Consider the following 13,723-nt stretch of genomic DNA (forward strand, 5'->3'; position numbering starts at 1 on the left):
CTGACCCTAATCAAACCAATTACCCAAAATAGGGTAATTGGTTTTTATTGCTTTAATAATTAAACTGCAACAAAGTATGTTTATAGCAATATTGTTCAACGTATTTTAAATTTGCTAAAAGCCCTTTGCAGCTTTAACGTTTGCTATGATCATATTTGCGCGAAAGATGATCACCAAACCACTGCACGGCTACATTCAATGCAATGAGTATAGCGACTACAACCGTCATAACGTCACTCATATCGCGTTTATAACCATAACTAATGGCAATTCTACCCAAACCATTACCGCCAACAAAGCCAGTAATAGCACTGGCGCTAATAATAGCAATGATTGTAACAGTAAGGCCGGTAATCAAGCTAGATTTTGATTCTGGAATGATCACTTCACGGATAAGCTGCATACGTGTTGCGCCCATCGAGCGTATTGCATCAATAAGGCCTTTATCAATATTGCGAAACGATAGCTCGGCCATTCTTGCGTAAAATGGTATTGCTGATATGGCAAGCACGAAAATAGTTGCTTCATTACCAAATGGCTTACCTACAACAAACCGCGATACAGGCATCAAGTAAACAAATAGAATTATCCAAGGAATGGCTCTTACCGCATCGACAAGAGCACTCACGGGTCGATTAAGCCAAGCATTTTCAAAAAGACCATCCTTACTTGTCACATAAAGATAAAGTCCAAGTGGTAGCCCAAATAAAAGCACAAATAGACCTGACCAACCAGTCATCCAAAAGGTATCAAGAATGGCTTTAGGGACTTCGTCATAAATAATCGAAATATTTTCACTATTAAACATAGCCCAAAACCTCGCAATGGTCTGCTCTTTGCTTTAACCAATTCATGGCAAGGCTAAGTCGATCTTTATCTTTTGCATCCGCTGCAATGAAGAAAAGGCCTATAGGCTCATCTTGAATTGTATCAATACCACCTTGCAAAATGCGGGTGACCATGCCAGTGTCATTGGCAAGATTATTGAAAAACGGTTTGCGCGCTTCATCACCGGAAATATGCAATTCTATAATCGCATCGTCTCCACAGGTTTGATGTAATTTAGCAGCAATGCTGCTTGGTAATTGTGGCGTTATGACTTGTAAAAGAGATTGTGTCGTTGCATTTTGTGGGCGAGCAAAAATATCTTTGACAAAGCCTTGTTCTACTATTTTTCCGCGATCAAGTACAATAAGGCGATCAGCGATAGAGCGAACAACTTCCATTTCATGGGTGATGAGAATAATAGTAAGTTGCATTTTGCGATTAATTTCGCGCAAAAGCTCAAGGATTGATTGGGTTGTTTCAGGATCAAGGGCAGAGGTTGCCTCATCGGATAATAAGATGCGAGGATTACCTGCAAGTGCGCGGGCAATACCAACGCGCTGCTTTTGGCCGCCGGATAATTGCACCGGATACATTGTAGCTTTATCAGCAAGTCCAACAAGTTCTAGCAATTCATTAGCGCGAGCAAAACGTTGTTTGCTATTCATGCCAGAAAATTTCAGCGGTAATGCAACATTTTCAATAATTGTCTTGGAAGATAATAAATTAAAATGTTGAAAAATCATGCCGATTTTTTGGCGAATTTTACGCCATTCATTGTCGCTCAATTTGGAAATATCTTGCCCTTCAAAATAGATATGCCCTTGATCAATGGTCTCAAGACCATTGAAACAACGAATTAGGGTTGATTTTCCAGCGCCACTACGGCCAATTATACCAAGGATTTCGCCTCTATTAACTGTCAATGAAATATCATCAACCGCCGCCGTTTGTGCAAAATGGCGACGGATGTGCTTCAGTTCTAAAACTGGGGTTGTTTGTAATGTCATTACCACGTCGTTGCGTAATTGATACCAAAGATGCGCTTAAGTTCAGCGCGCGCTTGTTCGCTGTGATAAGCAGCGACTAGTTTTTTAACCCAAGGTTCATCCTTATCGGCAGTGCGTACAACAATAATATTGGTATATGGGTTATTTTCTGGCTTCTCCCACGCAATACCATCCTTTGCGCCATCAAGACCAGACACCAAAGCCCAATTTGTATTAACCACAGCAATATCTAAATCTGCGATAGAACGGCCAAGCATACCTGCATCCATCTCAACAAATTTCAATTTTTTTGGATTGTCTTTGATGTTGTTTGGCGTTGCTAAAATATTTTTAGGGTCATCAAGAGTAATCAAGCCATGTTGGGCAAGCACGAGTAACGCACGCCCCTCATTTGATGGGTCATCAGGAATACCAACGCTGGCACCTTCCTTTAATTCGTCAAGGTTTTTGATCTTGCGCGAATATACACCCATTGGAAATAAAGCAGTATCACCTGCGATAGTTAGTTTATAGCCGCGTTGCGCAATCTGCGCGTCAAGGTAAGGCGTATGTTGAAACGCATTGGCATCTAAATCACCGCCATTAACGGCTTCATTTGGAATAGCATAATCATCGAACATAACAAGCTCGATATTAAGGCCATCTTTTTTAGCAACTTCAGCAGCAACTTTCCAAACATCTGCTTCTTGACCATCCATCACGCCAAGCTTGATGGTGGTTTTATCTTCAGCATGAAGCGAAGACATGGTCGTGCCAACCATACCTAGTGACAATATCATTGCTAAAAGTGTACGGCGTTTAAGTGCAGTAAAGAATGCCATGGAAATGCTCCTTTGTAATGGCCGGTCATCATTGCCGGATTTATCTGCATAATTGTGCGGCTATAGCAAAAAACCAAGAAAGAAAAAACGATAAATCTGTTATTTTGCAATAAGATTTTACAATTAATCGCTTTTATCGATAGTTTTTTTCTAATCTATGGTTAAAAAACAATATTGCTATTAAAAATGATAAAAATATTGCCAAAATAAGACTCGCTTCACATTTCAACAAATGGTTTGTTTAATAATTTAGTTGTCACTTTTCACTATAGGAAAGTGGGGATGTTTTTTTATAAAGCCAGCTATATTGGCGCACCATTTGATTTACTCGTGTATGGCGATAGCCAAGGGCACAAAAAATCAGCATAACCACAAGGTCAACTAAATAATAATGTAGCGATAAAAATGTTGCATGATAAGTGACATTTCCATTGTCGGCTTCATAGTAAGGAATGACATAGTGCAAAAAACGAATGGCTACAGCCAATAAAACCATATAGGCAAGTGCAATGCTAATATTGCGCCAAGTAAGGGCGCAAGCACGTCCAGTCATCCATGCTGCACCGCCACCTAATATTACTGTAATGATGAGAAAATAAACTATCGAGGATTGCTCGAATAAAATGCCTCTCATTTGTTTTCTCCTTATGCTTGTCTTTGGTATTTTACTATTTTTCGCAAATTTTAATTGGTAAATCTAATGATGGCCGCCTTCCAAATACGCAGCGCGCACTTGTGGGTCTTCTAATAATTCACGGCCAGTGCCACTCATCGTAATAACACCATTGACCATAACATAGGCGCGGTCAGCAAGACGCAGCGCACTAAAAGCATTTTGTTCAACCAAAAACACTGTAAGACCAGTTGTCTTGTTTAAATCCTTAATGGCAGCGAAAATTTGCTTGGCAACAAGTGGTGCAAGCCCAAGCGAGGGTTCGTCAAGCAAAAGAAGGCGCGGCCTTGCCATTAATGCGCGTGCAATCGCCAACATTTGTTGCTCGCCGCCCGAAAGTGTACCGCCGCGTTGGTGCAAGCGCTCTTTAAGGCGGGGAAATAGTGCAAACATTTTTTCGACATCTTCATCAAAATAAGCCATATTATCAAGGCTTGCACCCATTTGCAGGTTTTCCATTACGCTCATACGTTGGAAAATGCGCCGTCCTTCAGGGGATTGCGCGATGCGTAAACGCGCAATTTCATGAGATGGCAATTTTGTAATATCTTTACCATCAAATATAATACTACCACTGCGAGCTTTGGGCGCACCAAATATAGTCATCATCAAAGTTGATTTACCAGCGCCATTGGCACCAATAAGGGTGGCAATTTCTCCTTCATGCACTTCAATGTTAACATTTTTTAAGGCTTGGATAGAGCCATAAAAAGTCTCAACATTATTGACCTTGAGCAGCAGTTTCTTATCATTCGTTACTTGGCTATCTTTCATCGTGCTGCGTCTTTCGTGGTCTCGTCAGTTTCTTCAATCAGCTTATGAACGAGTTCATCGGTTTGATCACCATTGTGTGTATCTTGTTCATCAATCCACAAATCTTCAATTTCTTCATCATCAACACCAAGATAGGCGGCAATAACTTTAGGATCGTTTTGGACCTCCAGTGGTTTTCCATCTGAAATTTTTGAACCATATTCAAGAACGATAACATGGTCGGATATTTCCATAACCACGGACATGTCATGTTCAATAAGCAAAATGCTGGTGTTGTAGTCTTTTCTTATTGAAAGCAGCAATTTATTAAGTTCAAGCGACTCACGCGGATTTAATCCTGCAGCAGGCTCATCAAGACATAAAAGCTCGGGATCTGTACACATGGCGCGAGCAATTTCCAAGCGCCTTTGGTCGCCATAAGGCAAATCACCTGCAGGATCATCAGCGCGGTCAATAAGGTCAATTTTTTCAAGCCATTGTGCGGCTTTATCAAGGGCGTGTTTTGCTGCAGTTTTATAAGATTTAAGGCCTAAGAGGCCAGAAAGGCTAAAGCCAGAGGCTTGCATTAAAGTATTATGCTGCGCAACAAGCAGGTTTTCAAGTACGGTAAGCCCAGTAAAAAGTCTTATATTTTGAAATGTGCGGGCAACCTTTGCCTTTTTGGTTATTTCAAAATCAGCAAGACGTTCCAATTTTAGTGTCTTGCCGCTTTTTTGCCGCATCGACACCATTCCACCCGTTGGGCGGTAGAACCCAGTAATACAGTTAAAAACGGTTGTTTTTCCTGCGCCATTAGGTCCAATCACTGCTGTGATTTCACCACGTTTTGCACTAAAGCTTAAATCATCAATGGCGATAATACCGCCAAATACCATGCGTAAATGTTGGACATCAAGAATGATATCATCTTGATTAATTGTCTTTTCTTGTTGGGACATTGTTAGATTTTTCATCAACCATTTCCCTCTTTGGTAAAATTACCAGAAATATTTTTCTTTTCTTTTAAGTAGGCGCTCGGTTCGCGTCCACTTACAAAGCCACGTGGCCGCCAAATCATAATGAAGACCATAGCAAGACCAAACCACAACATACGATATTGAGTAGGATCAAAGCCGGGACCAAATACCATTTGTACCGATGGAATACTGCGCAAAGCTTCTGCGCCGCCAACCATAATAATAGCAGCGATTGCAATGCCCTTTAGCGAACCCATGCCACCAAGGACAACAATGGCAAGAATAATGATCGATTCTAAGAAATTGAAGCTTGTATAATCAATCATGCCTTGACGTTGCGCAAAAAATGCACCGGCAATACCACCGAAAAAAGCGCCTGTGGCAAAAGCAGATAATTTGGTTGTAACTAGATTTATACCAAGTGAACGGCAGGCAATTTCATCTTCACGCAAAGCTTCCCAGGCTCGTCCAATAGGTAATTTCTTTAAGCGAGTGATAAAAATAGCCATTGCGATGACAAAAAATAGCACAAGATAATAAAGGAAAATTTTAAAATAAATTTGGCTATTTATGAGACCAAAAATATCGGCAAAGCTTTCCTTGCCACGAGCAAAAGAAATACCAAAAAAAGTAGCTTGCGATTGCACCTTAACGCTATTGCTGCCGCCGGTAACGGGTTCCCAGTTTTGTAAAACAATACGGATAATTTCGCCAAAAGCTAATGTAACAATTGCTAGATAGTCGCCGCGCAGTCGTAAAACAGGAAAGCCGAGCATCATACCCCAAAGAGCGGCTAAAATACCTGCAAGGGGAAGACACAGCCAGAAAGAAAACCCGAAGTGATTGCCAAGCAATGTCACCGTATAGGCGCCAACAGCATAAAATGCGACATATCCAAGGTCAAGCAATCCAGCTAAGCCAACAACAATATTAAGCCCCCAAGCCAATATCACATAGATGAGGATATAAATGCCGTAATTATCGATAAAAAACGATGATTTTTTAAAAATATCAGCTAGTTTTGGCTCACTTGTCGAAGATAAATAAGCAAATATATAAACAAGGAAAATAACTAAAATTGGATAGATAATAAGCAGAACAGAAACTGATTTTCCTCCTGCTTTGGAAAGGCCTTTAGATATAAATCTCAATACCTGATCAGTCGATTTTTGGCCAAATCTTGAAGACGAGCGTATTATGTTTAGAAAAATCAATAGAACAGCAAGTATTATAGCAATTATGGCTAATTGATCTATTTGGGCTGAAAAATCGTAAATGCCTTCTTGGCTTGCAGTTACATACCAAAGCCAAGCACGATACCCAATAAACAATGCAAGAACTGGTATGATCGCAGCATATGTTCCACGTGACCCGCCGCCAAATAGCACCCATGTAAAGCGTCCAATAGCTGCAATAGCGATATAATTGACTAAATAGCCAATTTGTGGGGTTAAAACCAGTTGGTTTTCAAGATCATAATCGGCATTAAAACCAATAATGAATAGAAATAGAATAAAGGCAATACCGCCAGTTAATAAGCCTTGCTTTAAAGCATTGGAAAAGCGTTCTGATAACATATTTTGATTGGATAGGTCTGACATGTTAGACTTTCTCCACTTCTGGACGACCAAGAAGCCCAGTGGGCAGGAAAATCAACACTATGATCAAAATCATAAATGTGGCGGCATCCTTATAAGCAGGGTCAACATAGGCTTGCCAAAATACTTCAATAAACGCAATTAAAATGCCACCTAAAACAGCACCCGGCAAAGAGCCGATGCCGCCTAAAACAGCTGCAGTAAAAGCTTTGATGCCGACAATGAATCCTTCGGTAAAGGAAATCGTACTATAGTAGATTAGGAAAATAACACCGGCAACGCCAGCAAGTGCGCCGCCCATGATAAAGGTTATTGAAATTGTACGATCCACGTTAATACCGAGCAGAGACGCCATTTTTGCATCTTGAGCGCAAGCTCTTTGAGCGCGCCCTAGCGAAGTTTTGGCAACTATAAACGAAAAAATTGAAAGCAATATAATTGTAGTTGCGACAACAAGAATTTGTTTATATTGCAGGGTAACGGTTGTTCCAGGGATAAGAAAACCACCTGAAATTTCACCGGTAAAGGTTTTGGGTCGCAAACCTTGGAATACTGGTACAAAATTTTGCAGTACAATTGACATACCAATAGCGGTAATAAGCGGTGCTAGGCGAAAAGATCCACGTAATGGGCGGTAGGCCACTCGTTCAATTGTCCAGCTCCAAGCTGATGTAAAAAACATCGTGACTAGCAACACAACCACCAACGCAAAAGCCACGGGCAATGCTGTGGGTAGCAAGGCAAGCAGCATAAACGAAATTAAAGCAATAAAACCGCTCACCATGAATACATCACCATGGGAAAAATTGATCATTCCTAAGATGCCGTAAACCATCGTATAGCCAATAGCTATCAAGCCATAAATTGCACCAAGAGCAAGCCCCTGTATCAAAGCTTGAAGGAAGTAATTATAATCCATAATATCAATTTCCTGATTGCTTAAATAGTTCTTCAGTGTCTTGGAGCTTATTTGGCTCGCTCATTTAAGCATATAGCATTTTTTCATTTGCTGTTTGTACGTCACTGTTGGGCGATGTTCATAACAGATACGTCGTTTCAATCAATAAGTTTGCACTATTTTCATGTTAAAAAATACAAAAATATCCGTAATTAGGTAGGATTTTTTGCAAAATAGCTAAATTTATGCCTCATTTTGAGAGAAAATTACACAAAATAGGCATTTTAGCTAATTTTCTACGAGTCGGTTAACCGGTAACCATTTTGTTATTGTTTGCTGTTTCAACAGCTCTTGTCAAATCCCTTGTGCTTTCCCAGATATATAAAAGGTTAAAAATTTTATTTTAGGAGTTTGCAATGAGTATTTTTGAGCGTGAGCAATCCGAAGTTGAAAAACTAAAAAAGCATATTACAAATTTGCGCGAAGAGCTTAATGCTCTCACTCAAAAATCTAAAGATATGCATCTTCTTGATGATGCCCATGAACTTGGAGAGCGCTTGCGTCAGCATGGACGCAGGGCAGCCCACGAAGTAGCTGATCAGGCTATGATTGTGCGTGATAAGGTGAAAGAAAATCCTAAAACAACACTTGCTGTTGTTGCAGCGATAGGGTTTTTGGCCGGTGCTTTTTTCTGGACACGTAGATAGAGTTTTTTTTAAGCGAATTAGGTTGGATTTTTAAATTTAACCGCTTTATTAATTAAAAAAGCTTATAGATTGTCTTTTCAATCTATAAGCTTTTTTTTATAATGCAATTAAAAATTGCTTTTTTGCAAAATAGATAATGGGAATTTATTAGAATAATTTAAAAATATTGTATTTATATTTGAAATATAAAAATAATTGTTCATTATATTTATTCTCACTTGAAAAAAGAAAAAAATTCAACCTTATTGATGAGGTGTGATTAAATCCTTTATTGAAGAGATTAAAAGAATGAAAAAATTTTTAGGTCTATTAGCCGTTGCTTTGATGGTAAGTGCATGTGGTAGCGAGCCTACCATTGATATGAGTGACGCAACAAAAGCAACTGAATCAACTCAAAAAGTTGTCGAAAAACTTTCTGCAGAAGACAAGGTTAAGTTTCAGCAAGCAGTAGCAAAAATTATGGCTGACATTATTGCAACTGGTGAAACAGACCAAGCTAAAATGGAAGCTGCCTTAAAAGATAAGATTCAAGGTAAAACAGGTAAACAAATTATTGAAATGAATAAATAATATTTTCTAACTTATAGGCCCTGTTAAATCAAACAGGGCCTATAAATAGTTTTATCGGGCGATAATTAGTTGAAAATTTAATTACCTTTGGTGTTTTAAATTATTTTCTTTGCAAGAAAACTATGATGATACGTTTTATAATCCCCGATCACGCATCATCGCATCAGGCGTTGGCATGCGCCCACGAAACTCTTTATAAAGAGTTTCAGGATCTTTGCTACCGCCAGCCGAATAGATATATTTTTTCAAGCGGGCAGCAAGCTCACTGTTAAAAGCATCGCCTGTTTCTTCAAAAGCTTCAAAAGCATCGGCATCCAAAACTTCTGACCACATATAGGAATAATAGCCGGCACTATAGCCATCACCTGCAAAAATATGTGCAAAATGGGGTGGACGATGGCGCAGCCCAATAGCTTTTGGTTGACCCGTGGCAATAAGTTGCTCTTGCTCAAATGCGGATGGGTCATTTACCTCGCCGCCCTTATGGAAAGCCATATCAATCAAGGCTGATGAAGTGTATTCCACGGTTTCAAAACCTGCATTGAAGGTGCGTGAAGCAAGCACTTTTTGTAATAATGCATCGGGGATGATTTCACCAGTCTTATAATGGCGGGCAAATTTTTCTAGAACTTGCGGCACCGTCAACCAATGTTCATAAAGCTGTGAGGGCAGCTCAACGAAATCACGCGATACTGATGTTCCGGAAACCGATGGCCAAGTAACATCTGACAAAAGCCCATGCAATGCATGACCAAATTCATGGAAGAGGGTGCGGGCATCATCTAAAGATAAAAGAGCTGTCTCACCTTCTGGTGGTCGGGCAAAGTTCATCACATTATAGATAATTGGCTTTTCACCACCAGCTAACTTATGCTGGGATTGTAAGGCGCTCATCCATGCGCCAGAACGCTTGCTAGAGCGCGCAAAATAATCGCCAATGAAAAGACCTTTGTCCATACCATTTTCATCGCGAACAATAAATAGCCGCGCCTCCTTATGCCAGAGCGGCACGCCTTTCTTTTCTTCAAATTGCAAACCAAAGAGGCGATTGGCTGTATAAAATGCAGCATTGATGATTTCATCAAGTTGCAAATAAGGTTTAAGTTCAGCCTCATCAAAGGCAAATTTTTGCGCCTTTAATTGTTCAGCATAATAGCGCCAATCAGAAGCTTTGATTTCACCATTATCGCCTTGTGATGCAGCTAAATCTTGCAGCTCACTATATTCTTCTTCAGCCTTAGCTTTTGCTTTTTGCCAAACAGGTAATAAAAGATCCATAACATGCTGCGGCGTTTTGGCCATGGTATTATCAAGCTTATAATCAGCAAAGGATTGATAGCCTAAGAGCTTTGCCTTTTCATCACGCAGCTTTACCGTTTCGCGAATATTGGCGCGATTATCATGATCACCATTATTTTCACCGCGTTTTATCCACGCTTCATAGGCTTTTTCGCGCAAATGGGCAACTTTTGAAAAAGTTAAAAATGGATCGATAATGGCACGGGATAAGGTAAGGGCATAGGCATTATCTTTACCGCGTTCTTTGGCGGCTTCGCGCATTGCGGCTCGTAAATCATCTGGCAGTCCAGCAAGATCGTTATCACTTTCAAGGAAAAGCACCCATTCAGCTTCATCATGTAAAATATTTTGACCAAATTGTGCGCCAAGCATAGCGAGCCGCTCGTTAATTTTGGCAAGATGTTTTTTGTCTTCACTGCCAAGGCGGGCGCCATTGCGTGTAAAGCCTTTCCAAGACTCTTCAATAACCCGTTTGGTTTCTTCATCTAGACCCAAATTTTCGCGATTTTGATAAAGATGGTCAATTTTTTTAAAAATGCGCTCATCCATTAAAATATGCGATGAAAAGCGCGATAATCTTGGAGCAAAATCTTGCTCTAATGCGCGGGTAACTTCATTGGAATGTGCGCCCGACCGCATCCAAAAAATAGAGGAAACGCGGTCAAGCATATTGCCAGATAGTTGAAAAGGAATAAGAAAGTTTTCTACGGTTGCCACTTCGCTATTTTGGGCTAACGCCTCAATTTCCGCTTCTGCTTTTGTTAAAGCAAGGTCAAAAGCAGGTTTAAAATCATCATCACTAAAGCTTGAAAAATCAGGAAGCCCCTGAAAGCCCTGCCATTGGCTAAGAGCTTTCAAACCATGATCATTTAAATCTTTTGTCATTGTAATCGCTTTTCTATATCAATAATTTCTGTATTGGTTAATTTTATCAAAGATATGCGTTTGTTTATATCAAGTCCTATCGAATATAAGAAAAAAAATTATGATTAAAAGCATATATATTGATAAAACCAAACTTGTTGAAATCTTGCCGTCATTTTTTAGTGGGATTTTGATAAATACGGCTGTTTTCACCAAAGCTTTTATTGACTTGTCTAAAAAACACAGACAAATCATCAAATAAGCTATTCGATGAATTTAATGTTAATATATTGAAAAAGCGTGGAAAATATAAAAGACATTTAGTGATAATATTCATGCAGATGAAATGAGAGGTATATTAAAGTGACAGAGCCTACCAATAAAACCGATTCCATTGCCTCTCTCGCGCCTAAAGTTATTGCAACTGAGCTTGTACGGCTGCGTTATGCTGACGCCATTGATGTTATCAATAGTTTAGAAATAGATGAGGCTGTTGAGGTATTTATCCACTTACCGCTTGATTACGCTGTTGACCTTTTTGACATGCATGAATTGCAGCGCGCCAGTGAAATTATGGAAGCGCTGCCAACCAATTTAGCAGTTGATATTTTAGATGGCATGTCTGCCGATGAGGCGACTGACGTTTTCCAAGACATGGATGAAGAGGTCCGCAAACGGCTATTTTCCATGTTGGAGCCGGTGACGCGTCATGAATTGAAAACGCTGACCCTTTATCCAGAAAATACTGCTGGTGCTTTAATGACCACAGAATTTATTTCCGTTCCAGCCACCTGGACGGTGGAACGCAGCCTTAATTTTATCCGTGAAGTTGAGCGCACCCGTGAAACAGTTTACACAACTTATGTTATTGATCCTGAAAGTGGTATTTTACTGCGCGATGTGTCATTGCGTGATCTCGTCTTAGCAAAACCATCAGAATTAATCCTTGAGGCGGGCCGCCATCAGGAACCAGTTACCATTTCGCCATTAACCGAGCGCGATGATGTGGCAAGGCTTTTTCGCCGCTATGATTTGTTGTCAGTACCGGTGGTTGATGATGAAAAACATGTTATTGGTATTGTCACCGTTGATGACGTTCTTGACGTTATGGTCGATGATATGAGTGAAGATACCCAAAAATTTGGTGGTATGGAGGCGATCGAAGAGCCTTACATGCAAACCAGCATGTGGGAAATGTTTACAAAACGTGGCGGTTGGCTTGCTGTTCTTTTTATTGGCGAAATGTTTACTGCAACAGCCATGCAATTTTTTGAACATGAATTAGAAAAGGCAATTGTTCTATCCCTTTTTGTGCCGTTGATTATCAGTTCCGGCGGTAACTCCGGCTCGCAAGCAACCTCGCTTATTATTCGTGCCTTGGCGTTACGTGAAGTAACTTTACGCGATTGGTGGAAGGTTTTCTTGCGAGAACTGCCAACAGGGCTTATTCTTGGAACGTTGCTTGGTTCCATTGGCTTTGTGCGAATTCTTGTTTGGGAATTTTCTGGTTTTTATGATTATGGTCCGCATTGGTTGCTCATTGCATTTACTATTTTTTGTACGCTGGTGGCGATTGTTACCTTTGGTTCGCTCATCGGTTCCTTATTGCCGTTCATGTTAAAACGCCTTGGTTTTGATCCAGCAAGTGCTTCTGCGCCACTTGTTGCCACCCTTGTCGATGTTTCTGGTATTGTGATTTATTTTTCCATTGCCGCGCTTATTTTATCGGGTACATTGCTTTAGTTAATGGCAGTATGAGGGTTTGGATAGTTTGTCTAAACCCTCAAATAAAGATTAGCTATCCTAAACATCTAATATCTTCATTCATTTAAAGCTTTAATTTCAGACCATGGAATTTCGCCGCCAAATAGCCTTGTAGTAAATTGATCATCTTGATAATCGGGATAGCGTTTTAATATTCTCATCGCTAAGTTGCGATTTTTGATGCTACGGTCATCACCGCGCTGAGTATATCCTGAAAGGTAATTGATAGTACCGATAATATTACTCATTTTGACATTGTCTAGAAGCCCATGATCGACAAACCGCAATAATGTATTATATCCTGCCGGCGTCATAGCTAAGTATTCAACTAAATTAGTTTGGCTTCCATCTTTTTGCCATATGTTTGCCCCAGCTTTTACAAGAATATCAACACCTTCATAATTTTGTGCAATAGCAACATCTAAAACTAGTGGGGTATTATTGCCGTTTGTTTGTATATAATTAGGATCGCCACCAGTTTTAAGATAAATTTTTATAAGTTCATTGATGAATATTAAATCTTCAGCCTCATCATCGCCACCACCCGGCATTCCTAAGTAATTCATAAAAGTCATCGGATGACGCTTTGATGGTCTATCGACCATAGTTACGTCCGCGCCATTACCAATCAACGTATCAATTGCTTGTATATTGCGTTGCGACAAGGCATGGAAAAGCAAAGTTATTTCTTGTCCGTAACGTTGATTTATCGCGCCCTGTGGAAGTTTTGCAAAATCGCTTTCGCCGATATTTTGATGTCTTTCAATTTTTTGTGCCAAATGATAGACATTTTTGTCATATTCACTAAATAAAAGATCCGATTGTGGCGTTGGCATCAAGGCTATATGGCGATAGGTTTGATATCCAATAAAAATCAATAAAATTATCACGCCACAGGGTATTAATAATTTAAATTTTTTCACGTGTTGATATCCTATGATAGGCGGCGATGCTTCGAGATCTT

The 13,723-nt window shown here is 39.9% G+C and carries 12 protein-coding genes and 1 pseudogene; 3 read left to right on the forward strand and 10 right to left on the reverse strand.

What is annotated here, in order from left to right:
• Positions 1–133: 133 nt before the first annotated feature.
• The 8 genes and pseudogenes from H3299_RS01120 to H3299_RS01155 form a co-directional block, all read right to left on the reverse strand.
• Positions 134–808: a methionine ABC transporter permease gene (locus H3299_RS01120; protein ID WP_182418514.1), complete on the reverse strand. Its 675-nt coding sequence runs from the start codon at positions 806–808 to the stop codon at positions 134–136.
• A complete protein-coding gene (locus H3299_RS01125; RefSeq protein ID WP_182418515.1) occupies positions 801–1,835 on the reverse strand; it encodes a methionine ABC transporter ATP-binding protein in 1,035 nt (344 codons plus the stop codon). Before H3299_RS01125 ends, H3299_RS01120 begins: the two co-directional genes overlap by 8 nt.
• On the reverse strand, positions 1,835–2,656 hold the full coding sequence (locus tag H3299_RS01130; protein ID WP_371739674.1) for a MetQ/NlpA family ABC transporter substrate-binding protein: 822 nt from the start codon (positions 2,654–2,656) through the stop codon (positions 1,835–1,837). The genes H3299_RS01125 and H3299_RS01130 overlap by 1 nt, the downstream gene beginning before the upstream one ends.
• Positions 2,657–2,912: 256 nt before the next feature.
• Entirely contained in the window at positions 2,913–3,290 is a 378-nt protein-coding gene (locus tag H3299_RS01135; protein WP_182418516.1) for a DUF6867 family protein, read from the reverse strand.
• A 63-nt stretch (positions 3,291–3,353) separates the two neighbouring features.
• On the reverse strand, positions 3,354–4,103 hold the full coding sequence (locus H3299_RS01140; RefSeq protein ID WP_182418517.1) for an ABC transporter ATP-binding protein: 750 nt from the start codon (positions 4,101–4,103) through the stop codon (positions 3,354–3,356).
• Positions 4,104–4,132: 29 nt separating this feature from the next.
• A pseudogene (locus tag H3299_RS01145) lies at positions 4,133–5,041 on the reverse strand (ABC transporter ATP-binding protein); the annotation flags it as partial.
• Between the two features lie 14 nt (positions 5,042–5,055).
• The gene (locus H3299_RS15755; protein ID WP_371739676.1) at positions 5,056–6,660 is read right to left on the reverse strand and encodes a branched-chain amino acid ABC transporter permease; all 1,605 of its coding nucleotides are present in this window, start codon (positions 6,658–6,660) and stop codon (positions 5,056–5,058) included.
• 1 nt (position 6,661) lies between these two features.
• Positions 6,662–7,576, reverse strand: a complete 915-nt coding sequence (locus tag H3299_RS01155; protein WP_182418518.1) for a branched-chain amino acid ABC transporter permease — start codon at positions 7,574–7,576, stop codon at positions 6,662–6,664.
• Positions 7,577–7,971: 395 nt separating this feature from the next.
• Between H3299_RS01155 and H3299_RS01160 the strand changes: the two genes are divergently transcribed.
• Together H3299_RS01160 and H3299_RS01165 are read left to right on the forward strand one after the other, a co-directional pair.
• Positions 7,972–8,262, forward strand: coding sequence for a hypothetical protein (locus tag H3299_RS01160; protein WP_182418519.1), 291 nt, complete (start codon positions 7,972–7,974; stop codon positions 8,260–8,262).
• 288 nt (positions 8,263–8,550) lie between these two features.
• Positions 8,551–8,832 (forward strand): DUF6694 family lipoprotein, encoded by a 282-nt coding sequence (locus tag H3299_RS01165; protein ID WP_182418520.1) that lies wholly within the window; start codon positions 8,551–8,553, stop codon positions 8,830–8,832.
• A gap of 135 nt (positions 8,833–8,967) precedes the next feature.
• On the opposite strand, the gene H3299_RS01170 is transcribed toward H3299_RS01165, so the two are convergent.
• Complete coding sequence (locus H3299_RS01170; protein WP_182418521.1) at positions 8,968–11,016, reverse strand: M3 family metallopeptidase; 2,049 nt, start codon at positions 11,014–11,016, stop codon at positions 8,968–8,970.
• A gap of 342 nt (positions 11,017–11,358) precedes the next feature.
• Between H3299_RS01170 and mgtE the strand changes: the two genes are divergently transcribed.
• A complete protein-coding gene (mgtE, locus tag H3299_RS01175) occupies positions 11,359–12,738 on the forward strand; it encodes a magnesium transporter (protein WP_246708101.1) in 1,380 nt (459 codons plus the stop codon).
• 77 nt (positions 12,739–12,815) lie between these two features.
• Here mgtE and H3299_RS01180 read toward each other — a convergent pair whose 3' ends face one another.
• Positions 12,816–13,637, reverse strand: coding sequence for a hypothetical protein (locus tag H3299_RS01180; protein WP_182418522.1), 822 nt, complete (start codon positions 13,635–13,637; stop codon positions 12,816–12,818).
• Positions 13,638–13,723: the final 86 nt, after the last annotated feature.

Source organism: Bartonella sp. HY038, from assembly GCF_014117425.1.
GTDB lineage: Bacteria > Pseudomonadota > Alphaproteobacteria > Rhizobiales > Rhizobiaceae > HY038.

Excerpts from the sequence above, each read along its gene's own strand:
- H3299_RS15755 (WP_371739676.1), bottom strand. The coding sequence starts at position 6,660 with ATGTCAGACCTATCCAATCAAAATATGTTATCAGAACGCTTTTCCAAT.
- H3299_RS01170 (WP_182418521.1), bottom strand. The coding sequence starts at position 11,016 with ATGACAAAAGATTTAAATGATCATGGTTTGAAAGCTCTTAGCCAATGG.
- H3299_RS01130 (WP_371739674.1), bottom strand. The coding sequence starts at position 2,656 with ATGGCATTCTTTACTGCACTTAAACGCCGTACACTTTTAGCAATGATA.
- H3299_RS01125 (WP_182418515.1), bottom strand. The coding sequence starts at position 1,835 with ATGACATTACAAACAACCCCAGTTTTAGAACTGAAGCACATCCGTCGC.
- H3299_RS01160 (WP_182418519.1), top strand. The coding sequence starts at position 7,972 with ATGAGTATTTTTGAGCGTGAGCAATCCGAAGTTGAAAAACTAAAAAAG.
- H3299_RS01135 (WP_182418516.1), bottom strand. The coding sequence starts at position 3,290 with ATGAGAGGCATTTTATTCGAGCAATCCTCGATAGTTTATTTTCTCATC.
- H3299_RS01165 (WP_182418520.1), top strand. The coding sequence starts at position 8,551 with ATGAAAAAATTTTTAGGTCTATTAGCCGTTGCTTTGATGGTAAGTGCA.
- H3299_RS01140 (WP_182418517.1), bottom strand. The coding sequence starts at position 4,103 with ATGAAAGATAGCCAAGTAACGAATGATAAGAAACTGCTGCTCAAGGTC.
- H3299_RS01120 (WP_182418514.1), bottom strand. The coding sequence starts at position 808 with ATGTTTAATAGTGAAAATATTTCGATTATTTATGACGAAGTCCCTAAA.
- H3299_RS01155 (WP_182418518.1), bottom strand. The coding sequence starts at position 7,576 with ATGGATTATAATTACTTCCTTCAAGCTTTGATACAGGGGCTTGCTCTT.